Genomic DNA, 22,551 nt, shown 5'->3' on the forward strand with positions numbered 1-22,551 from the left:
TACAATACAATGACATTAGTAGGAAAAAAATTCCCTAACCTAAACGTTACTGCAACTGACAAAACTGGTCAAAATCAAACGATTAACATTTTAGAAGAAGCACAAAAAAACAATAAAAAAGTGATCTTATTCTGGTACCCAAAAGACTTTACTTTTGTTTGCCCAACAGAATTATATGCTTTTGAAGCTGCTGTAGCAGCATTTGAAAAACGTAATACTATTGTTATTGGTGCGTCTTGTGATACGCCAGAGGTACACTTTGCATGGTTAAACACACCAAAAAACCAAGGAGGCATCCAAGGTGTTAGCTACAAATTAATTGCAGATAGTAACCGTAATTTAGCCTCTACATTAGGTATTTTAGATATTACTAATGAGACTTACAACGAAGAAACTGGTGTAGTAACCGTTGAAGGTGATAACGTAACCTACAGAGCGACCTATTTAATTGACGAAGAAGGCACTGTATTTCATGAAGGCGTAAACCATATGCCTGTTGGAAGAAACGTCTCAGAATTTTTACGTTTAATAGATGCTTATGCACACGTACAAGAAAACGGAGAGGTATGTCCTGCAAACTGGCAAGAAGGTGATACAGCCATGACAGCAAACAGAGATGGTGTTGCCGAGTATTTAGCTGCACACGTTAACTAATACACACACTGTTAATAACTATAAAAACCACTTTGCGACAGCAAGGTGGTTTTTTTGTTTGAAAATTTTATCTTTACGTGATAAGGACAACTAAAAAGATTTTTATCTCGATTTATTTATGGGATATAGATAGTAAAAGTTGTTATGTAACTAGTTGGCAACAATATGAAAAATGAACATTGACGAGAAAACTATAATCAAATATTTTGATATTATAATCAAAGAGCTTGATGATGTATCTTTTTTCAGTGTAAACAACATTCTTATTGACAATAAGCATCTTAAAATCGACACTAAAGAGGAAAGAGAATACCTTTTTGAATTAACCAACAAAATTAAAACCTTAGGAATTTCAAGAGGCTATTTCCAAAAAAATGGTGAAAACGGATGGCTGGAATTGACTGTAAAAGGTATAGAATTAAAAGACTCTAAAAAAGGATTTCTCAAATTTATAAAAGATTCAAAAACTAAATCGGAATCAACATTCGATAAAATTATTTTCTATTTTAAAAACAACAGAATAATAGCCGTACTTCTTTTTGTTGTTTTCGTGATATTTATTGGATCTAAAGCCTTCAATGAATTTTCAAAAGCAAAAGAAAACATAGAGAAAATAAATGGTTCTTCTGACAAATCTAGCGTTGAAAGTGATTATAAAAACGAGACTATAAAAGATACTGTAGAATTATTGAGTCCAAAGATTGTTGATAGCTTAGAATTACCATATTTAAAAAACACACCAATTTTAGATAAAGGTATATTTTTTAGTTATTCCTATAATAATTTACTAATTGGCGGTGCAAATATTGACTCTATTAAAATTAATGCTAGAACATATGACGGACAAAAATTGAAGTTTAGAAAGTACGATGAGAAATTAGAATTTGATATAACGGAACAGCCATACATAGAATTGGAATATAAAGAAACTATTTATTCTTTTGAAATAATCGGAAAACATTACTCTTTTGATTGTATTATAACAAAAGATATAGTCCCTACACTGAACCTAATTGAAGTTAATTAATTGTGTATCTGATTTATTAAAAATACTGTTGACAACAATGTATATAATTCATGCTTTACTTCTACTTCAATTTAAAATCTTATATTTAAACAACTGATTTGCTACATCTGAAAATCCTACGGATTCTCAGCCGCACAAATCATACACAATCACGTTGGCAGTCATTTAAAACCAATCTAAAGAACAAAAAACAGATATGAACGATTTATTTATTTCGATCGAATACAACAATCGAGAATTTGATGGAATTGAGGATTTTAAATCAAGTTTATCTGAAAACTACCATCATCAAATTAGACCTAAATGGATTCCTGCTTGTTCTGAAGGTGCAGAATTTTGGATAACCGTTTTTGTGAATACAGGAATTGCGGACTTTATTAAAGGCGCTATTGCTGGTGGATTAGTTTGGGATTTAATAAAATTTGGAGGAAAAAAATATGTTTTTACACCACTTTATAAAGCTTTAGAAAAACTGAATAAAGACAATTCAAAAAATTGGGGCGGACTGAAAGTGTTGAAATATAAACTTCAATTTGATGATTGTGTAATACAAATTGGAGGAGTCAATAAAAACTTCACATCCATTTTCTCTACTGTATTCAATGAAATAGCGAAGAGAAAACCTGAATTTGAAAATGAAATCGGACAGGAAGTAATTAAAATCGAATTGCCAATAGAATTTATGGAACATTTTGAAAATGTGAACGAACAATTTTCGCTTGATATTTATAACGAAGACTATTCTATAAAAGCTTTCAAAAATTTATGGAGAGTAACTTTTTCAACTGAATTTCCGATTATGATTTACAGCTTTACCGAAAAGAAATTATTTGAACCAAAAGAAATGTCAGACAAATTAAAAACGCCTACCAATAATGTATAACCGAAATGAATAAAAGAAATATTTTTGATGCTATTGAAAAATCTAGCAATAAAATTTTTGGCGGAAAAGACGGTCTTATAAAAAGAATAAAGTCAGCTAAAAATTATGTAGCTAATGATAATTTTACCGAATGGGCATTTTCGAAATTAGTGGCAACTGAAAATTTTAATATTAATTCTGGCTCATCATCTAAACCCTTTTTCTACACTCATAACTTTGTAAACGTTTTAGAGATTAATGACAAAAAATTTAAGAATGAAGTTATCGAAAAATTTTTAAAATGGTCTGACAAAGTTGAATATATTGATATTAGAAAAAAATTTGATACTGACCAAAAAGACAAAAAACGATTTGAACTTTTAGTACATACAGATTTGGTTCCAGAAAAAATCAAAAAGAAACAAAATTTTTCAGCTAATAATCAAAATGAATTCTTGGAAGGTTTTAAAAGAGAAATCAAAACTGAGAATAGTTATCGAAGTCAAAAATTAGTCAAGTTGGCAAAAGAAAAATACGGAACCGAATGTATAGTTTGTGGATTTAGTTTCGAACATAAATATGGTCAACACGGAAAGGATTTTATAGAAATACATCATTTATTACCAATAGAAAACGGTATACGAAAATCGACAATCGAAGATGTAGCACCAGTTTGTTCAAATTGTCATCGAATGTTACATAAAGGAAAAATAATGCTTTCAATTGAATACCTGAAAGAAATTATAGAACGAGAAAAAGCCAGCAGGCAACACCGTATTTAATTTATTGTCATTTCTATACTACTACTAAAATCCTTACGGATTTTCTATTTGGTTTTTATTTGTTAAGTTAGTTGATTAATCACGCTACAAAACATATACAAACAAATTGCTGAATTAAAGTCTAACAATTTTTTTATAAATTTAAACTGAATTTAAAACGAATAAATTATGATAGAAATCGGGCAAGGAGGAGCTGGGAGAGTTTTTAGAATTAATGAAACAACTGTGGAAAAAACAGTAAAATTAACTAAAACACCCACTATTGAAACAAAAGAATTTATAAAAAATAATATCATTAATATTTTCAACAACTCAATTTATAATGTTAAATCCATTCGATTTTTTGAAAAAAACGCAATAATTAGTTGGGATTATATTTCAGGAATAACTCTTGAGAGTTATATTAATCAAGGGTTTAAATTAAATACTTACCAAATAGATTCAATATATAAAGCTCTTGAACATCTAACTTCAATAAACGTAAATCACGGAGATATTTCGGCTTCGAATATTTTGATTACAGATAAAAAAGAAATTAAATTAATTGATTTTAGATTATTAGACTCTAACAACGAAGACATAACATCATATACAAATATTGATGTTAATACAATCACCAGAGCTAATATTACCCGTAGAAATGTTACGCGTAGGAATATTACTCGAGGTGTAAAAGCAGAAAGTTTTATTACAAGAAGGAATATAACTCGTGGACAAGTTACTAGAGCCAATTTTAGTTTCATCAACATTAATGATTTAAATTCTTTTGAGAATTTAAAAATTAAACTTGCCATTTAAAAATTATGAGTGATTCTAATGAAGAAAGTATACATATTTCTAAAGATGGAGTTAAACTTTCTTATTACAGATATGTGTCAGAAAGTACTCCTGGTTTTCTTTTTGTTTTAATCTCAATTGTATATTTGAAATTAGCTCAATTTGGAATAGTCTCTTCTGAATTAACAAACATCTTTCTTAAAATAAAATTAAGTGAAGATTTTAAAATCGTGTTAATCTTTATTTTATTTATAATAGCAATGCCAATTGGTGGACTTATATCAGCAATTAGTTATTATTTTTTCGGCTGGATTGAAGTTTTACTTCTTAAAATTATCGTTAGGTTTAATTTGTTTTTGACAATACTGCCTAAACGAGCATATGATTACAATAAAATAAAAAACAATTATGATTTAAATTCAAATAATTTTCTAAATAAAGGCTATAAAATCCAAAGAAAGAATGAGGTTTTAAACAATAAAATAAGTAAAATTGGAATAAAAGCCAATAGAACTTTTGCTAGGAATCTGATTTTTGTTTTTGTATACTTTTTTCTTTTACTATCAATTAACCTTTCAGGACTTAATTTACTATTATCTAGTATCCTAATTTTATTAATAGTTGTTTTTTTAGGCTTAATATGTGCATTAGAATTATTTGTAAGCCATCTGAATATTTTTTTAGCCGATTATAATTCTAATAAATAAATACTACACACAAAATCCACATACTACAAATTAAAAAGAGACCCTACTTAAAAATAGGGTCTCTTTAGTTATATTATAATGTATTATCTACTTTAAATCAAAGCGGTCTGCATTCATCACTTTGGTCCATGCAGCCACAAAGTCTTTTACAAACTTGTCGTTACCATCATTGGCACCATAGACTTCTGCTATTGCTCTAAGCTCTGTATTAGATCCAAAAATTAAGTCTGCTCGTGTTCCAGAAAACTTCATAGCATTTGTTCTACGATCGCGACCAATAAATTCTTTTTCTTCTGGTGTTACAGCTTTCCAAGTAATTGCAAAATCTAACAAATTGGTAAAGAAATCGTTAGTTAAATGCTCAACATTATCTGTAAATACACCATGTTTAGACCCATCATAATTTGCACCTAACACTCTAAGTCCACCTACTAAAACTGTCATTTCTGGAATGGATAATCCCATTAAATTGGCTCTATCGACTAGTAAATCTTCAGCTTTAACGTTTAGATTAGATTTAATATAGTTTCTAAACCCATCTGCTAACGGTTCTAAGTATCCAAACGATTCTAAATCGGTTTGTTCTTGTGTGGCATCACCACGACCTTGAGCAAACGGTACAGAAATGTTGTGACCTGCATTTTTAGCTGCTTCTTCGATTCCTGCATTTCCTCCTAAAACAATTAAATCTGCAATAGAGACATCTCCACTAAAATCGTTTTGTATAGCTTCGTAAGTCTTTAACACTTTATCTAATTCTGCTGGATTGTTCACTTCCCAACTACGTTGTGGCTCTAAACGTAAACGTGCTCCATTAGCACCACCACGTTTATCAGAGTTTCTAAACGTAGAGGCAGATGCCCAAGCAGTAGTCACTAATTGAGAGATGCTTAACCCTGAAGCTAAAATCATTTTTTTAAGCAACGTAATATCTGCATCACTTAAGGTATAATCTACCGTTGGAATTGGGTCTTGCCATAATAATTCTTCTTTTGGAACTTCTGGACCTAAATATCTGTGTATTGGTCCCATATCACGATGCGTTAATTTGTACCACGCTCTAGCAAATGCATCTTCAAATGCTTTATGGTCTTTATGGAATCGCTCTGAAATCTCTCTATAGGTTGGATCCATTTTTAAAGCCATATCTGCAGTAGACATCATTAGCGCTTGCATACCCTTTCCTCCTGCTGCAGGAGCTTGAGGCGCATTTGAAGCTGCTGTTGGTGTCCATTGGTGTGCACCAGCTGGACTTTTAGTTAATTCCCATTCGTTATTTAATAACACATCAAAATACTCGTTATCCCAACGTGTTGGATGTGGTGTCCATGCACCTTCCAATCCACTAGTAATGGTATCATCTAACACACCAGAGTTAAAGTTGTTTCTCCAACCTGTGCTCATTTCTTCCATAGTAGCACCATGTGGTTCTGGACCAACATGCTTATCTGGATCTGCAGCACCATGTGCTTTACCAAAAGTATGTCCACCAGCCACTAAGGCTACCGTTTCTTCATCGTTCATAGCCATACGACCAAAGGTAATTTTTATATCGTGAGCCGATTTTAATGGGTCTGGTTCTCCGTTTGGACCTTCTGGATTCACATAGATTAATCCCATGTGTACAGCACCTAAATGACCTTCTAAATCGCCATCACTAGTATCATAACGCTCGTCATTATCTAACCAACCTGTTTCACTTCCCCAATATATATCTTGTTCTGGTTCCCAGGTATCTTCACGTCCTCCTGCAAAACCAAAGGTTTTAAAGCCCATAGACTCTAATGCACAGTTACCTGCTAAAATCATTAAATCTGCCCAAGAGACTTTTTTTCCGTATTTCTTTTTTATAGGCCATAACAGTAAACGTGCTTTATCTAAATTACCATTATCTGGCCAACTGTTAAGTGGTGCAAAACGTTGCGATCCAGAACATGCTCCACCACGACCATCACCTACTCTGTACGTTCCTGCACTATGCCAAGCCATTCTAATCATAAATGGTCCATAATGTCCATAATCTGCTGGCCACCAGTCTTGAGAATCTGTCATCAAGTCAATAACATCTTGTTTTAATTCTGCATAGTTTACACTTTCAAATGCTTTTGCATAATCAAAGTCTTTATCCATAGGATTGGAACTGGTTCCATTTTGACGTAAAATATTTAGCTTTAATTCGTTTGGCCACCAATCGCGATTGTTAGTTCCACCACCAGCAGTCCATTTTTGGTCACCACTTAAAAATGGGCACTTTGCTGCACTAGAATCATTGATATCCCAAACGTTTCCGTTATCTGAATGATTTTTATTTTCCATATATTGTTGATTTTAGATTAATTGTTTCTAAAATTAATCAATTATTGCATTCCATTTACATTCAAAAATTGATTGTCATTATAAATTGATAGTTTTTAGTTATGTAAAAATTACTTTTTCATCATTTTATGCTATTCTAACAATAAAAATTATAGAAATCTTAAGTTTTATTCTTTTTATAATGTCTATTTTTATGTTTCAATTTAAAAACTAAAATAATGGCTAAAATAACATTAGGTGGTACTCCAGTCGAAACGTGTGGAACACTTCCAAAAATAGGCACTAAAGCGCCAAATTTCACTTTAACAGTCAGTGATTTATCCACTCAAAAATTATCAGATTTTGAAGGACATAAAGTGGTGTTAAACATCTTCCCAAGTGTGGATACTGGTGTTTGTGCTGCATCAATAAGAGCCTACAATAAAGAAGCTGCAGAAATGAAAAACACTAAAGTATTATGTATTTCTAGAGATTTACCATTTGCACAAGCACGTTTTTGTGGTGCAGAAGGTATTGAGAATGTCATGATGCTTTCCGATTTTAAAACTGGTCAATTTGGTAAGGATTATGGTTTAGAATTTTCAACTGGTGCTTTTGAAGGATTACACTCTAGAGTAGTGATTGTGTTAGATGAAAATGGTATTGTAAAATACACAGAGCAAGTACCAGAAATTGGCGAAGAGCCTAATTATAAAGCATCGCTTTATGCCTTATTAGATGAATAAAAAAGACTCTTTTTTGGTTAACCGTTTAAAAAGTGTTGGGTATGCCTTTAAAGGTATGCTTATACTTTTAAGGACGGAAGCCAGTATAAAAATTCAATTTGTCATTGCAATTATTGTTACCATTTTAGGATTCTATTTACAGATTTCTACCACAGAATGGATTTTACAGTGTTTTGCAATTGGATTAGTTATGAGTATAGAAGGCGTTAATACTGCTATTGAAGCTATTGCAGATTTTGTGCATCCAGAATATCATGAAAAAATTGGATTTATCAAGGATGTGGCTGCAGGAGCAGTATTTATTGCCTCAATAGCTGCTTCAATTATTGGATTAATTATTTATCTTCCTAAGCTATTTTAAACAATTATCCATTAGGATAAACGTTAAGTATTTGTATTTTTACGCAAACTAAAAACCAGTAATGGCGAAAGCAAAAAAACAAACTAAAACTAAAAAGACAATTAGCCTCAAAACACCTAATTTAAAACTGAATAGTCAGCAAAAATTAGTACTTGGAAGCTTTTTAATTATTTTAGGCGTCCTGTTTTTTATTGCTTTTTTATCGTTTTTATTTACTGGACAAGCCGATCAAAGCACACTCACAGAATTTACCTCAAGAGACGTCGATACTAAAAACTGGTTGAGCAAATTAGGTGCTTGGATTAGCGACCTGTTTATCCAACGTGGTTTTGGAATTGCCTCATTTATATTTTCTGGATTAATCTTTTTATCTGGAATTTATGTGTTAATGGACTTAAACAAAGTAAAACTCCGTAAACATTGGTTTTGGGGAATTTTAGTTGTGATATGGTTATCCGTATTTTTTGGTTTTTTCACCCATAAAAACGATAGCTTAAGTGGTGTTATTGGCTTTGAAATGAATAGCTTTTTTCAAGATTATATCGGAAAAATTGGAACTGTATTCTTACTGGCATTTGCCTTTATTAGCTATTTGGCAATTCGATTTAAATTTACACCTCAACGTATTGCTTCATTATTTAAAAGAGCTAAGAAAGAAATTAAGGATGATTTTAATGATGAGTTTGTCCCAATAGACAACACACATTCTGAAGAAGCTGAAGCTATAAAATCTGCTTTTGAAGTCGATAAAGACATACAACCAACCATTTCTAACCATTCTAAATTAGATACGTCTACCGAATTGAATATTGAGGTTGAAGAGCCTAAAATTAAAGCTGAAATAGTTACTCCTAAAATAGAAATTGAAGAACCTAAAGTAGAAATTGAAGTAGAAGCTTTAAAAGAGGAACTCTCTGAAACAGACAATTTAGCTAACAAATTAGTGGAAGATTTTGGGCAATTTGATCCTACTTTAGAATTGGGGAATTACAAATTTCCGCCTTTAGATTTATTGAAAAAGTATGATAATGAAGGAGTTACCATTAATCAAGAAGAGCTTGAAGAAAACAAGAATAAAATTGTAGAAACCTTAAATAACTACAAAATTGGTATTGCTAGTATTAAAGCAACCATTGGACCTACTGTTACATTATATGAAATAGTGCCAGAAGCTGGAATCCGTATTTCTAAAATTAAAAATTTAGAAGATGATATAGCGTTGTCTTTATCTGCTTTAGGTATTAGGATTATTGCACCAATTCCTGGAAAAGGAACTATTGGTATTGAAGTCCCAAATAAAAATGCGACCATCGTATCTATGCGTTCTGTTATTGCGTCACAAAAATTTCAGAAAACCGAAATGCATTTACCAATTGCAATTGGTAAAACCATTAGTAATGAGACTTTAGTTATTGATTTAGCTAAAATGCCTCACTTATTAATGGCTGGTGCTACTGGACAGGGTAAATCTGTAGGATTGAATGCTGTATTGACATCACTATTATATAAGAAGCATCCAGCTGAAGTTAAGTTTGTTTTGGTAGATCCTAAAAAGGTAGAATTAACGTTATTTAATAAAATAGAAAGACACTATTTAGCCAAATTACCAGACGAAGCGGAAGCAATTATAACAGATAATACCAAGGTTATCCACACATTAAATTCGTTGTGTATCGAGATGGACAACCGTTACGAAATGCTTAAAAACGCCTTGTGTAGAAATATTGTTGAGTATAACAAAAAGTTTAAAAACCGTAAGTTAAATCCAAACGAAGGTCATGCGTATCTGCCTTACATTGTTTTGGTAGTGGATGAGTTTGCCGATTTAATCATGACCGCAGGAAAAGAAGTTGAAACACCTGTTGCACGATTAGCACAATTAGCACGTGCTATTGGTATCCATTTAATTATAGCGACGCAACGACCATCTGTAAATGTTATTACTGGTATTATTAAAGCTAACTTCCCAGCACGTATTGCTTTTAGAGTGTCTAGTAAAATAGACTCGCGTACTATTTTAGATGCTGGTGGAGCCGACCAGCTAATAGGTCGAGGAGACATGTTATACACGCAAGGAAATGATATGACACGTATCCAATGTGCATTTGTAGACACACCAGAAGTAGAAAAAATAGTAGACTTTATTGGTGCGCAAAAAGCCTATCCAGACGCTTATTTACTACCAGAGTATGTTGGAGAAGAGAATGGCACAAGTCTTGATATAGATATATCAGACAGAGATGCTCTGTTTAAAGACGCAGCCGAAATTATAGTAACAGCACAACAAGGATCGGCTTCTTTATTACAACGTAAATTAAAATTAGGTTACAATCGTGCAGGTCGAATTATAGACCAATTAGAAGCAGCAGGAATTGTAGGTGGTTTTGAGGGTAGTAAAGCAAGACAAGTGTTAGTACCAGATTTGGTAGCTCTTGAAGAACTATTAGAAAACGAAAGACAATAAATTAAATTTAAAATGAAAAAATTACTTGTATTATTTTTATTAGCAACCACTTCTATTTTTGCTCAAGATAAAGAAGCAAAACAACTATTAGATGACGTGTCTGCAAAAGCTAAAAGCTATAATAATATCTCTATTGATTTTAAATATGTTTTAGAAAATACTGAAGAAAACATCAAACAAGAAACCAAAGGTGATGTTGTTATGGAAGGGGAAAAATACCGCTTAAACATTTTAGGTATTACCCGAATCTACGATGGTAAAAATGTGTATAGCATTAGCCCAGAAGACGAAGAAGTAACCGTATCTAAAGGAAGTGACGAGGACGAAAACACCATTACACCTAGTAAAATGTTATCGTTTTATCAAGAAGGATTTACTTATAAAATGGATATAGTTCAGGATGTAAGTGGTAGAAAAATTCAGTATGTAAAATTAACTCCTATAGACTCAAACTCTCAAATTAAGTATGTTTTATTAGGTATTGATATTAAAACAAAGCACATCTACAGATTAATTGAAACCGGTAAAAGTGGTACCAAAACAACTTTAACTGTTAATTCTTTTAAAACTAATGAGCCTTTATCAAAATCCTTATTTACCTTTGACGAGAATAAATACAAAGATTATTACATCAATAAACTGGATTAATTCTAAGTGAAAATATTAGATAGGTACATATTAACTACATATCTTAAAACTTTTATCAGCGTGTTTGTTATACTCATGCTGATTTTTGTTTTACAAGCTATATGGTTATACATTAAAGAACTAGCAGGTAAAGATCTTGACTTAGTGACTGTACTTAAGTTTTTAATGTACATTACACCTACTCTAATCCCATTAATTTTACCCCTTACTATCCTATTAGCCTCCATTATGGTTTTTGGGAATTTTGCTGAAAACTACGAGTTTGCAGCAATGAAATCCACAGGGATTTCCTTGCAACGTGCGATGTCTGGCTTAGGCATTTTTATTGTTGGATTATCTATTCTAACGTTCTTTTTTAGTAATAACGTCATCCCTTGGGCAGAATATAATAGCTATAATTTAAGAAAAAATATTGCTAAAGTAAAACCTGCTATGGCTATAGCAGAAGGTCAATTTAATGATATAGGCGAAACTTTTAATATTAAAGTTGAAGAAAAAAGTGGTGAAAATGGTAAGCTGCTAAAAGGTGTGACAATTCATAAAAAAAACAATAATCGATTTTCTGGTAATAACGTTACCATTATTGCAAAACGAGGTGAATTGGCAAGTAAGGAAGACTCCAACGTTTTAAAATTAATTTTATATGATGGCTACTATTATGACGACACACCTCCAAAAAAAATGTCAGATCGTAATAAAAATCCATTTGTTAAAAGCGAGTTTAAAAAACATGTCATGAATATTGATTTGTCCGAGTTAAATAATATTGATTTAGACGAAAAAAATATTGATAATAAATACACCATGCTTAATGTAGCAGAGTTAAACTATACTATAGATTCACTTAAAACCCAAAGGGACAATGTGGTTAAAGAGTTTTCTAAATCTTTATATAGTCGTACTAATTTAGAAACTTTAAACTTAACCATAAAACCTAAAAAAGACTCTGTCTACAATGGAGAAATATTAGACATCTTTGAAAACAAACGTAAAATTCAAGTATTGGATTATGCTGTAAATAGCATTTCTAGTACACAACAAATTATTAAATCTAAAGCTGCAAACCTAAAAGCAAGTAGTTCATGGATTTTTAAACATGGTATCCAGTTACACAAAAAATTTGCTTTAGCGGTTGCTTGTATTATCTTGTTTTTTGTTGGTGCACCATTAGGAGCTTTAATAAGAAAAGGTGGTTTAGGTTTACCAATGGTTATTGCAATTGTATTGTTTTTAACCTATCACTTTATTGGTCTTTTTGCAGAAAATAGTGCTAAAAACGGAAATCTACATCCTGCGCTATCGGCTTGGTTTTCTACTTTAATTATGTTACCATTAAGTATATTTTTAACCAAACGTGCCACACAAGATCGAGGGTTATTTGAATTTGATCACATTACAGTACCCATTAAAAATTGGTACAATAAAAAATTTGGATCTTCAACTAAGATTATTGATACTGAAGCGCAACTTCCAGCTTCAGTACAACTATCAGAATCTGTAAAGCAAAGTTATACTATGCTGTCTAAAATCAATATGGTTAGTTTTAGCATAGCATTAGTATTATTCATTTTGTATTTTGTATTTAAGAATAACAAACTACCACAAGTAGCATTAGCTGGGATACAAATTAGTGCTGTATCATATATCGTTTTTCTTTATAATTACGTAAAATCATATATAGTTTTCACTAAAAATATTGCTAAAGAAAACATCTTGTTTACTGTAATTGGTTTGATATTATATCCTATTACTCATTTTTTAAGAGGCCAAAAAATCAAGTCTTAGTTTTCTGCTACTAATAAAATGCAATATCTTTGCATAACAATATCTTACTATGATTACTACAAAAACAGCGCGACAAACTACATTTAAGTTAAATACCATAGAAGAAGCTATCCAAGATATTAAAGCTGGAAAGGTAATTATTGTGGTTGATGATGAAGACAGAGAAAATGAAGGTGATTTTCTAGCTGCAGCAGAATTAGTGACACCAGAAATGATAAACTTTATGGCAACTCATGGTCGTGGTTTAATTTGTACACCACTAACAGAACAAAGATGTGAGGAGCTAGATTTGCATATGATGGTGACCAATAACACAGACCATATGGAAACTGCCTTTACAGTATCTGTAGATTTAAAAGGTCATGGTGTAACTACTGGTATATCTGCAGCAGATAGAGCAAAAACAGTACAAGCATTAATACAACCAGACACTAGACCTTTTGATTTGGCTAGACCCGGACATATCTTTCCTTTAGTTGCAAAAGAAGGTGGCGTGTTAAGACGTACTGGTCATACAGAAGCTGCTATAGATTTTGCTAGATTAGCTGGTTTACAGCCTGCTGGTGTCATTGTAGAAATTATGAACGAGGATGGAACTATGGCGCGTTTACCTCAGCTCATAGAAGTCGCAAAAAAGTTTGATTTAAAGCTTGTTTCTATTGAAGATTTGGTAGCCTATAGAATGGATCACGATTCATTAATAGTTAAAAAAGAAGATTTTGATATTGGAACTAGATTTGGAAGTTTTAGATTAAGAGCATATCAGCAAACCACTAATAATCAGGTGCATATAGCTTTAACTAAAGGCGATTGGACTAGTAACGATACAGTTTTAACACGAGTAAATTCTACTTTAGTAAATAACGACATATTAGGTACACTAACTAACAATGCAGACAAGAAATTGGATGATATGTTTAAGGTTATAAACGAAGAAGGTAAAGGTGCTATCTTGTTTATTAACCAACAAGCTGCATCAATGAATTTGTTACAACGCTTATCTGTACTTAAAAAAGAACAAAAACCAAATACCATAGTAAAAGCTCCAGCAATTGCAATGGATAGTAAAGATTTTGGTATTGGTGCGCAAATCTTACACGATTTAAATATTCATAAATTAAAACTAATCTCAAACTCGCAACAAACTAAACGCGTTGGAATGATTGGATATGGATTAGAAATAGTAGACTACGTAAACTACTAATTTTTATAAAGTTTACACTAAATAAAAAAGCTCCAATTTTAAATAATTGGAGCTTTTTTTAATTGTTAATAGTTAATTATTTATAACCTATAAACGCTTCCTGTGCATCTAATACATTTTGCACATAACCTTTAAACCCTGCATAATCAGAAGCTTTAATTCGGTTAATAGATGGTGTGGATTTTATAACTACTTGTAATTGGTTGTCTTTAACTTTAGTATAAGTAATACTGTAAGAGTGACCTTTAAAAGTAAGACTAACATTTTCAGGGATTTCTGTAAATTGTTGTCCTTCTTCTATGTTAATGGTGTAATCTACTTCATATACGTCCATGTTTTCATATAACATATAATCTATTTCATGCTCTCGTGTTTCAAGACTCACAATACTACTTGTGTAAGGGTTTGAAACAATTGGTAATTGCAATACACTGGTAGACCCAATTTTATTAATCTTTTTATTTAGGGTCATGTCTGATGTATATTTAATTAACATATCATCATTTACACGTTCGATATTACTCACACTATTTAAAACAAAATCATCATCTAATCTGTTATCATAATCATCATAAATAGTTTTTTTAACGACTTCTGCATTAGGTTCTGAAAACACACTTGAATAATAAGAGTTGATATGACCTGTATATTCAGAATCTATAACCATTCCTATTTTATCTTTTTTAAGATTAAGTGTCACGCTATTTTTAGAAATAGCTGTTTCTCTGGACAAGTTTTCTAATCTAAATAAATCATAGGTTTTAGTATCATTTCTGTCTAAAGGAATTTCTAAACCAGTTGCACCTCTTAATGAGGTTGGTAATGATTTATACGGTAAATACTTATCGGTCAATTCTAAAAATTGGTCTTTACCATCAATTTTAACTTTAGCAATACAGTGATTAAAGTCAGTACTTGGTAATACTAAGCTATTGTAACCGTAATCTGAAGTTAAAACAAGCACCAAATTAGCCTCTAATTCTGCTTTCTTAGCTAGTGTTACAAATAAGGTAGAAAAGTCCTTACAGTCTCCTAAATTAGTTTTTATGGTTTTAGATGGTTTTTGCGGTACAAATCCACTTTGTCTAAAACTTACATAACTATAAGTGAAGTTATTACGAATGTAATTATAGATTATTTTTGCGCGATCGTCTTCAGATAATTGCTTGTATCCATTAGGAAATAATGTATTAAACGTCTCTTCTACAGTAGAATTAACTTCCATAACACTTCTAACTAAATCTGAATACCAAATAGAAATCTCATTCCAGTTATCTATAGTACTTAAATGGATATACTCTGCAATATCACTGTCACTTGGCATATAATCTTCACCCTGAGGTAATCCAGGATTGTCTAAAATGGTCCACTCGTATAACTTAGAGTCTCCTTTGCTAGAGATTTTTGGTTGTGTATTTCCGTTTACACTTTTATAATTTAATTTATAATCTTTAGGTGTAATAATTTTTATTGAAGACGATAATGTTGGATGAAACGATCCTAACATAAAACGATCTGAATATGTTTTATAAAAACGTCCCGTTTTTGAAAACGAATATTCGTAATCTAAATAAATCACATCGCCTACTGACAAACCATTAAAGACAAAACTAGATCCGCTTTTATCTGCAGGAACTATGCTTTTATCTTTTTTTACAATTTCAGACTTGTTGATATTGTAATTACCACTTAACCCTAAATCGTATTCTTTAAAACGCTCTACTCCATTGTCTGAGGTAATTTCATAGATAAATACATATCTGTAATTTCCACCACCTTCACTATACAACTCGACAGTACTATTATCGTGTAAAATATTAAACCCATAGTTATTGGTTGTAATGTTTCCGCGTCTTTCGTTAATCAAATCATAAGCATCTTCAATAACTAAATCTTTTAACACGTTATTTTCATTGTTTAAGTCTTTTAGCTTTTTTCTTAATGATTTATCGTTACTATTATGAGATAAAGACGCTTCATAAGCTACAATAGCTTCTTTCTTTTTGTTTAACTGAAGTAACGCATCTCCTTTTAGCTCTTGAAATACAAACGAGTCTGGGAAATTTTCTAATCCTTGATCTATGTATTTTATTGATTCTTTATACTTTTGATATTTGTGAAGCTTGTTAATTATAGATCTTAAATAATAGTTGTCATTTCCAAGATACTCAATCTCATTAGACAAAATCTTTATAACCTTATCTTTTTGATTGCGTCTATCATAGTACGTTACTAGTTTTCTTACTATAGATAAATCAAATTTCTCATTCGCTAAATCTTCTAGTATTTTAATGGTCTTATCATCCTCTTCAAACAATGAAGCATAGAGTCCAGAATAACGTAAAATAAGCTTAACATTACCATCAGCCATTTTCATTAAATTGTCTAAGTTTTTTCTAACCTTAGCTTTATCTTCTTTTCTAGCATTATAGATAAAATCTGCGGTTTCATGCATCATTTCTAAATCTATAGCCTTTTTTAGTTTTTCCAAATATTCTTCTAAATCGGATAAACTCATGCGTGTTAACTCGTCAAACACTATTACCTTCATTAGGATTGGAAGATAATAATCTTCATCATCAAGTTCCATATTGGTATTAATCTCTTGGATACTTGTGTAGTCTTCTTCTAGAGAATAGACAGAAATCATCATTTTTCTAATTAAAGAGCTTTTTGGATATTTAGCATAAAAAGGTGCTAAAACTTTTTTTGCATCTTCATATTTAGAATTTCTTAAATAGGTTCTAGTTAAACAATAAGCATTAAAAAAGTCATTAGGATTCTGTTCTAATTTAGTCTTAAAAAAAGCTTCAAAATCATTAACTACAGGTTCTGCGTTTAACTGATCAGCTGTACTTGTGTTGTATGCAGTATAGGTTGCACTGTCTTTTAAACTGTTATTGTGTGTCCCATCAGGATTCATGGCACTAACAATAAAGTAACTACCGTAATCGCTTTCTGCTGTTTTTATTAACAATCTATTGTTACCTTTTGGTATAGTTACTTTAACTTGATAGGCATTTAACTCTGTAATAACATCTTGATTATTTTCTAAAATCAACACATCATTTAACCATAATTTAAAAGCAGAACCACTACCTATACGTAGTATAACTGTTTCATCTTTATCGGCAGTTAAAAAGGTTTGCGCATAATTAACACCTCTTCCGTATTCTTCGTGATTAGTGAAAAATTGGTAAGCTTCATCATTATTTTTAGCAGTATACCAATTTACAAATCCATTGCTTTCTGCATCAAATGGCTGACTACTTACAGCATTAGTTTCTGGACCGTAAACACGATCTAATCCACTTTTATTTAAGTTTTCAAACACACCACAATATTGCCAATTTTTAATAGACTGTATATCATCCATTTTAGCGTTACAGGTTTTCCAGTTACCATTATCTCTAGCCAATACGGACTCTAAATAAATAATAGCATCTTTAATAGTACTATGAGTAGGATTTGCATCTGCTACTTCTCGTATAGCTGCAATATTTTTATTATTAAAACCAGTATCTAAATAGGTGTTAAACAGGTAATTTTCATTCCAAAGTGCATATAAATAGTATTGGTAATTGTCTTGTTTTAAAAACGCTGGCAAAAATTTATCGTTGGTATTAAAACGTCCATTTTCTACTCGCATCAGCTCGTTGCTAACGAGGTTTTCAATAGTGTTTGTAGGTTTAATTTTTTTTAATGTTTTTTCTGCTGAAGCTCTATCATTAGCCAATAATTGTTCCCAAAATTGGCTATAATTATCTTGGGCTATAGCCGAATAAAAGCAAAGCGAAATACAGATTAGAAATAGTTTTTTCATTAAAGGGGTATTTAAATTAATAATTAAAGCGAACGTTTTATAGCGTCAACCATAAGTTGAGCGCGTTGTTTGACTTGGTCTTCTGTCCAAGACAATTTGATTAAGCAAGATATATTACGACCAATGTAATAATCTGAATTTGTAAAAGTTTTAGTTTTAAGGTAGGACAGACCTTCTTTAACTTCTTTTGAGACTGGATAAAGCGATTTTATGTTAGCTAAATGTTCCCATTTTCTAACATAATGCCAATTGTTGTCGTAATAATGAAAACAGGCATCAACACCTTTTTCTTTGAATAATGCAGCTACTTTTCTAGTCGTCTCCAAATCAGGAAGAAAAAAGTTTAAAAATGCGTAGCTTTCTTCACCACCTTCTGGTACCCTTCTAAAAGTCACCTCTGGAATAGAAGATAAAGCATCTCTTAATATAGTATAGTGTTTTTTCTGTAGAGTAATAAAATCTTTTAATCGTCTAACTTGTGCTAATCCTACAGCAGCACTTAATTCAGAAATTCTAAAATTATATCCTAAATAAGGATGTGACTCTGCACCTCTATCTTGACCTATATGATCGTGTCCATGATCTGTAAACTGGTCGGCTAATACAGCATAATCTGAGTTGTTGGTCACTACTGCTCCACCTTCTCCACAAGTAATGGTTTTTACAAAATCAAAACTAAAACAGCCTAAATCTCCATAAGTCCCTAAGTATTTTCCTTTATAAGTCCCTCCTATTGCTTGGCAGGCATCTTCTACAAGTATTAAATTATTAACAGTACAAATAGCTTTCAAAGCATCTAAATCTGCCATACTTCCACACATATGGACAGGCATAACAGCTTTAGTTTTGTTTGTGATAGCTTGCTTTACAGCTTCTGGGTTAAGTGTTAGTGTATCATCAATGTCAACTAAAACAGGAATAGCGCCTAGCATCATTACTGCTTCAAAACTAGCTACAAATGTAAAACAAGGTATAATCACCTCATCACCTGCTCCAACACCAGCTAATGCTAACGCAACAGACACTGCAGCAGTACCATTAGTGACTAATTGTGCGTGTTTAACTTCTAAAGTCTGTTGTAATTCTTTTTCTAAAGATTGGGCTTTATAATGTCCATTGCGCATGGCATCAAACCCATAACGCATTAAAACACCATTGTCTAATACATCTTCTACTTCTTTTCGCTCTAGTTCTCCAAAGCGTTCAAATCCTGGCATTTATTAAAAATTGGTTAAAAATCAAATCTAATAGAAATAAAGCAATAAAAAAAACGTCTAAAAATAATTTTAGACGTTTTTGATTATCGTGACTAAATACAATTAGTAATTTTCTAAAATTGAATCTATAAAGGCAAAATGCCTATCGGTTTCACGCAAAAACGTATAACCAGATAATTCGCCTATAATATTAAGTTTATCGTTTAACGCTACTAAGTTAGGATACCCTCCAGAAGCATTATATTTACTAACTACTTTTATATTTTTTTCTTTTTGCTCTTTTGTAATAATGTCAGTACGTCTAGGCATATCAATCATCAATAAAACAAATTGTTTTGCTTTTTCTTCAAACTCAACTGAATTAAAAAAATCTGTTTTTAACATTTTACATGGTGCACACCAGTCGCTTCCTGTAAAGTAAATAAGAATTGGCTTTTTAGAGGTTACTGACTCTGCTTTCGCTTCATTTAAATCTGTTAACCAATTTAGATTTGAGTTAAACTCCTCGTCCTCTTGTGCATTAATAGAAAATGAAACACACAGAACAAGAAGAAGTAGTAAATTTTTCATTTTAAAGGATTTAAAGCTTTACAAAAGTATTATTTTTTTTAAAATAACAATAATCTTGCCATATTATTGTGTTACCACATAATTACGCTTTCTTCTATTGGTTTCCTAACTTTTTTAAGATTTGCCATAAAATCATTTTCAGCGCGATAGCCAATAGGCATTACTAATACAGATTTAAGTTTCTTATTTTTTAAATTTAAAACACGGTCATAATCTTCTGGATTAAAACCCTCCATTGGGCATGCATCTATATTTAGCAAAGCACACGTCGTCAATAAATTACCCATTGTTAAATAAGCCTGCTTAGTTGCCCAATTCTCTTTTTCTAATTGGGTTTTAGATTTAAAATCTTCGATTAAAAAAGTTTTAAACGGACTTAAAATATCTTCTGGTGTGCCACGAATAGCCTTTACCCTATCAAAATAATCAATGATAAATCTTGAGTTCATTTCTGTTTCGATACAAAAAATCAAAAGATGAGACGCTTCTCCTACTTGTTTTTGATTAAATGAGTATGGAATTAATTCTGACTGTAAAGCTTTATCCTTTATAATAAGCAATTTAAGTGGTTGCAAACCATAGGATGTCGCTGTTAAGTTAAAAGCTTCAGAAAGAATATTAACGTCTTTATCTGAAATAATCTTATTGGCATCAAAACTTTTAGTTGCATAGCGCCAATTAAGCTGTTTTATTATATCCATAGTTTAATTTTGGGTAAAAATAAAACTTAAGTTGTCAATATTAATTATAAGACAAATAGATTTATATTATAATACTATTAAAGTTTTAAAAAGTTAGTTTCAATTTTTTTAAAAAAATCACATTTTTTATTTGAATAGAACTAAAAACCTATCTATATTTGCACTCGCATTTGGAGAATATCCAATGAGGCACTCAAGGAGAAATGGCAGAGTGGTCGAATGCGGCAGTCTTGAAAACTGTTGAGGGTCACACCTCCGGGGGTTCGAATCCCTCTTTCTCCGCCAAGATTTATTCAAAATCGAGCAAAGTCCTGTAAACACTATGTTTACGGGACTTTTTAGTTTCTACAAAACAGCAGAAAGTGTATTAAAAACCATTCTGTTGGTGACCTTTTGGGTGACCTTTTTAAAACCTTTTTTAGGTCACCTATTTGTTAATAACTACTTACAAATCAATTAGTTAAACACAAAATAAGACCTAATTATTTCGTAAATTAATGTATAATTTTAAAGGTCACCAGAATGAACAAAACATTTGGATTATTATTCTACTTGAAGAAAAGTAAGGTAGATGCACAGGGCAAATGCCCTATTTATCTTCGTATTACCATAGATGGTAAACGTACAGAAATCAGTACAAAACGCAGTATTGAAGTTAATAAATGGAACAGTCAAGGCAATAAAGCAATTGGAAGAACTGAAGACATAAGAGAGCTTAACGCTTATTTAGATTCCCTTACTACAAAAGTATATCAAAGTCAAAGAGACCTAATTCAAGACAATAAAGAGGTCACTACAGAAACCCTAAAGAATAAGTTTTTAGGTATTGAAGAAAAAGAGCGTACACTCATAACCATTTTTGAAAACCATAATACACAAGTAAAAAAGTTAGTTGGTAGAGAATTTTCAGCAGGTACTTTAGAGCGCTACAAAACCGTATGCAAGCATCTTAAAGAATTTATGCAGCATCAGTATAAAGTAAGCGATATAAGTATTAAGCGAGTAAACCACCAATTTATAACAGACTTTGAGTTTTACTTAAAAACCGTTAGAAACTGCGGACACAACAGCACCATTAAATACATAAAGAATTTCAAAAAAATAGTGCGTATTGCTCTGGCTAATGGTTGGATAGCAAAAGACCCATTTTTAAATTACAAAGTACGTTTAAAAGAAGTCGAGCGTCAATTCCTTTCAGAAGAAGAAATACAAACAATGCTCGAAAAAGAATTACACACCAATCGATTAGAGCAAGTAAGAGACATTTTCATTTTCTGTTGCTTTACTGGTTTAGCCTATAGCGACGTTAAGAAGCTCTCAAAAGATAATTTGGTATTTGGTATTGATGGCGATAAATGGATTAAAACAAAACGTACTAAAACCGATACACGCAGTAATATTCCACTTCTTCCAACAGCTTTAGAGATTATAAAGAAATACGAGAACCATCCAGAGGCAGTAACAAAAGGTGTTTTACTTCCTGTTTTAAGCAATCAAAAGTCCAATGCCTATTTAAAAGAGATAGCAGACTTGTGTGGTATTCATAAAAACTTAACCACCCATTTAGCTCGACACACCTTTGCAACTACGGTAACATTATCTAATGGTGTTCCAATGGAATCAGTAAGTAAAATGTTAGGTCATAAATCACTAAAAACGACACAACATTATGCTAAAATATTGGATAGAAAAGTAAGCGATGATATGGCAATTTTAAAACAAAAATTTGCTAACAAAACTAATACTGACGCTTCAAAAAGGATTGCAAACTAACACTTATACACAATAGCGTTAAGCAAATTTCTTAAAAAACACTCTAAACCCTTGAATTTACAAGGGTTTTACTGTTTTTTATTGCCATAAATTAGTTAATAACTGTTAATAAGTTTGTTTTATGTAAAGCTCAAAATATCGTAAATTAACACAAT

The 22,551-nt window shown here is 31.5% G+C and carries 18 protein-coding genes and 1 tRNA gene; 14 read left to right on the forward strand and 5 right to left on the reverse strand.

The annotated features are described in order from the left end of the window. The first annotated feature begins 9 nt into the window (after positions 1–9). The 6 genes from Ollyesu_RS13030 (at position 10) to Ollyesu_RS13055 (ending at position 4,809) form a co-directional block, all read left to right on the forward strand. Positions 10–654: a peroxiredoxin gene (locus tag Ollyesu_RS13030; protein WP_279301661.1), complete on the forward strand. Its 645-nt coding sequence runs from the start codon at positions 10–12 to the stop codon at positions 652–654. Positions 655–826: 172 nt separating this feature from the next. Continuing rightward, positions 827–1,681 (forward strand): hypothetical protein, encoded by an 855-nt coding sequence (locus Ollyesu_RS13035; protein ID WP_279301662.1) that lies wholly within the window; start codon positions 827–829, stop codon positions 1,679–1,681. 196 nt (positions 1,682–1,877) lie between these two features. Continuing rightward, positions 1,878–2,564: a hypothetical protein gene (locus Ollyesu_RS13040; protein WP_279301663.1), complete on the forward strand. Its 687-nt coding sequence runs from the start codon at positions 1,878–1,880 to the stop codon at positions 2,562–2,564. Between the two features lie 5 nt (positions 2,565–2,569). Then, positions 2,570–3,325, forward strand: a complete 756-nt coding sequence (locus Ollyesu_RS13045; RefSeq protein ID WP_279301664.1) for an HNH endonuclease — start codon at positions 2,570–2,572, stop codon at positions 3,323–3,325. A gap of 168 nt (positions 3,326–3,493) precedes the next feature. Next, a complete protein-coding gene (locus tag Ollyesu_RS13050) occupies positions 3,494–4,123 on the forward strand; it encodes a protein kinase (RefSeq protein ID WP_279301665.1) in 630 nt (209 codons plus the stop codon). A 5-nt stretch (positions 4,124–4,128) separates the two neighbouring features. Further along, positions 4,129–4,809: a hypothetical protein gene (locus Ollyesu_RS13055; protein ID WP_279301666.1), complete on the forward strand. Its 681-nt coding sequence runs from the start codon at positions 4,129–4,131 to the stop codon at positions 4,807–4,809. Positions 4,810–4,896: 87 nt separating this feature from the next. Here the strand turns inward: Ollyesu_RS13055 and katG are convergent, their stop codons facing one another. Next, complete coding sequence (gene katG, locus Ollyesu_RS13060; RefSeq protein WP_279301667.1) at positions 4,897–7,125, reverse strand: catalase/peroxidase HPI; 2,229 nt, start codon at positions 7,123–7,125, stop codon at positions 4,897–4,899. A 218-nt stretch (positions 7,126–7,343) separates the two neighbouring features. On the opposite strand from katG, the gene tpx reads away from it, so the two are divergent. From tpx to ribB, 6 genes are all read left to right on the forward strand, one after another. Further along, entirely contained in the window at positions 7,344–7,850 is a 507-nt protein-coding gene (gene tpx, locus Ollyesu_RS13065) for a thiol peroxidase (protein ID WP_279301668.1), read from the forward strand. Beyond that, positions 7,843–8,211 (forward strand): diacylglycerol kinase family protein, encoded by a 369-nt coding sequence (locus Ollyesu_RS13070; protein WP_279301669.1) that lies wholly within the window; start codon positions 7,843–7,845, stop codon positions 8,209–8,211. The genes tpx and Ollyesu_RS13070 overlap by 8 nt, the downstream gene beginning before the upstream one ends. A 61-nt stretch (positions 8,212–8,272) precedes the next feature. Next, positions 8,273–10,675 (forward strand): DNA translocase FtsK, encoded by a 2,403-nt coding sequence (locus Ollyesu_RS13075; RefSeq protein ID WP_279301670.1) that lies wholly within the window; start codon positions 8,273–8,275, stop codon positions 10,673–10,675. A 12-nt stretch (positions 10,676–10,687) separates the two neighbouring features. Beyond that, positions 10,688–11,323: an outer membrane lipoprotein carrier protein LolA gene (locus tag Ollyesu_RS13080; RefSeq protein ID WP_111659271.1), complete on the forward strand. Its 636-nt coding sequence runs from the start codon at positions 10,688–10,690 to the stop codon at positions 11,321–11,323. Between the two features lie 6 nt (positions 11,324–11,329). Next, on the forward strand, positions 11,330–13,108 hold the full coding sequence (locus Ollyesu_RS13085; RefSeq protein ID WP_279301671.1) for an LptF/LptG family permease: 1,779 nt from the start codon (positions 11,330–11,332) through the stop codon (positions 13,106–13,108). A 49-nt stretch (positions 13,109–13,157) separates the two neighbouring features. Continuing rightward, positions 13,158–14,312: a 3,4-dihydroxy-2-butanone-4-phosphate synthase gene (gene ribB, locus Ollyesu_RS13090; RefSeq protein WP_279301672.1), complete on the forward strand. Its 1,155-nt coding sequence runs from the start codon at positions 13,158–13,160 to the stop codon at positions 14,310–14,312. A 76-nt stretch (positions 14,313–14,388) separates the two neighbouring features. Here the strand turns inward: ribB and Ollyesu_RS13095 are convergent, their stop codons facing one another. The 4 genes from Ollyesu_RS13095 to Ollyesu_RS13110 form a co-directional block, all read right to left on the reverse strand. Then, a complete protein-coding gene (locus Ollyesu_RS13095) occupies positions 14,389–18,135 on the reverse strand; it encodes a DUF3857 domain-containing protein (RefSeq protein WP_279301673.1) in 3,747 nt (1,248 codons plus the stop codon). Between the two features lie 23 nt (positions 18,136–18,158). Further along, positions 18,159–19,352 (reverse strand): DegT/DnrJ/EryC1/StrS family aminotransferase, encoded by a 1,194-nt coding sequence (locus Ollyesu_RS13100; RefSeq protein ID WP_279301674.1) that lies wholly within the window; start codon positions 19,350–19,352, stop codon positions 18,159–18,161. A gap of 102 nt (positions 19,353–19,454) precedes the next feature. Next, complete coding sequence (locus tag Ollyesu_RS13105; protein WP_279301675.1) at positions 19,455–19,922, reverse strand: thioredoxin family protein; 468 nt, start codon at positions 19,920–19,922, stop codon at positions 19,455–19,457. Between the two features lie 71 nt (positions 19,923–19,993). Beyond that, positions 19,994–20,623: an NAD(P)H-dependent oxidoreductase gene (locus tag Ollyesu_RS13110; protein WP_279301676.1), complete on the reverse strand. Its 630-nt coding sequence runs from the start codon at positions 20,621–20,623 to the stop codon at positions 19,994–19,996. A gap of 197 nt (positions 20,624–20,820) precedes the next feature. On the opposite strand from Ollyesu_RS13110, the gene Ollyesu_RS13115 reads away from it, so the two are divergent. Beyond that, positions 20,821–20,908, forward strand: a tRNA-Ser gene (locus Ollyesu_RS13115). 237 nt (positions 20,909–21,145) lie between these two features. Then, positions 21,146–22,396: a site-specific integrase gene (locus Ollyesu_RS13120; protein ID WP_279301677.1), complete on the forward strand. Its 1,251-nt coding sequence runs from the start codon at positions 21,146–21,148 to the stop codon at positions 22,394–22,396. Positions 22,397–22,551 lie beyond the last annotated feature (155 nt).

This window comes from Olleya sp. YS, from assembly GCF_029760915.1.
GTDB lineage: Bacteria > Bacteroidota > Bacteroidia > Flavobacteriales > Flavobacteriaceae > Olleya.

What these genes read in the sequence shown, in the direction of transcription:
- Ollyesu_RS13030 (WP_279301661.1), top strand. Translation starts at nt 10, where the DNA reads ATGACATTAGTAGGAAAAAAATTCCCTAACCTAAACGTTACTGCAACT.
- Ollyesu_RS13035 (WP_279301662.1), top strand. Translation starts at nt 827, where the DNA reads ATGAACATTGACGAGAAAACTATAATCAAATATTTTGATATTATAATC.
- Ollyesu_RS13040 (WP_279301663.1), top strand. Translation starts at nt 1,878, where the DNA reads ATGAACGATTTATTTATTTCGATCGAATACAACAATCGAGAATTTGAT.
- Ollyesu_RS13045 (WP_279301664.1), top strand. Translation starts at nt 2,570, where the DNA reads ATGAATAAAAGAAATATTTTTGATGCTATTGAAAAATCTAGCAATAAA.
- Ollyesu_RS13050 (WP_279301665.1), top strand. Translation starts at nt 3,494, where the DNA reads ATGATAGAAATCGGGCAAGGAGGAGCTGGGAGAGTTTTTAGAATTAAT.
- Ollyesu_RS13055 (WP_279301666.1), top strand. Translation starts at nt 4,129, where the DNA reads ATGAGTGATTCTAATGAAGAAAGTATACATATTTCTAAAGATGGAGTT.
- katG (WP_279301667.1), bottom strand. Translation starts at nt 7,125, where the DNA reads ATGGAAAATAAAAATCATTCAGATAACGGAAACGTTTGGGATATCAAT.
- tpx (WP_279301668.1), top strand. Translation starts at nt 7,344, where the DNA reads ATGGCTAAAATAACATTAGGTGGTACTCCAGTCGAAACGTGTGGAACA.
- Ollyesu_RS13070 (WP_279301669.1), top strand. Translation starts at nt 7,843, where the DNA reads ATGAATAAAAAAGACTCTTTTTTGGTTAACCGTTTAAAAAGTGTTGGG.
- Ollyesu_RS13075 (WP_279301670.1), top strand. Translation starts at nt 8,273, where the DNA reads ATGGCGAAAGCAAAAAAACAAACTAAAACTAAAAAGACAATTAGCCTC.
- Ollyesu_RS13080 (WP_111659271.1), top strand. Translation starts at nt 10,688, where the DNA reads ATGAAAAAATTACTTGTATTATTTTTATTAGCAACCACTTCTATTTTT.
- ribB (WP_279301672.1), top strand. Translation starts at nt 13,158, where the DNA reads ATGATTACTACAAAAACAGCGCGACAAACTACATTTAAGTTAAATACC.
- Ollyesu_RS13095 (WP_279301673.1), bottom strand. Translation starts at nt 18,135, where the DNA reads ATGAAAAAACTATTTCTAATCTGTATTTCGCTTTGCTTTTATTCGGCT.
- Ollyesu_RS13100 (WP_279301674.1), bottom strand. Translation starts at nt 19,352, where the DNA reads ATGCCAGGATTTGAACGCTTTGGAGAACTAGAGCGAAAAGAAGTAGAA.
- Ollyesu_RS13105 (WP_279301675.1), bottom strand. Translation starts at nt 19,922, where the DNA reads ATGAAAAATTTACTACTTCTTCTTGTTCTGTGTGTTTCATTTTCTATT.
- Ollyesu_RS13110 (WP_279301676.1), bottom strand. Translation starts at nt 20,623, where the DNA reads ATGGATATAATAAAACAGCTTAATTGGCGCTATGCAACTAAAAGTTTT.
- Ollyesu_RS13120 (WP_279301677.1), top strand. Translation starts at nt 21,146, where the DNA reads ATGAACAAAACATTTGGATTATTATTCTACTTGAAGAAAAGTAAGGTA.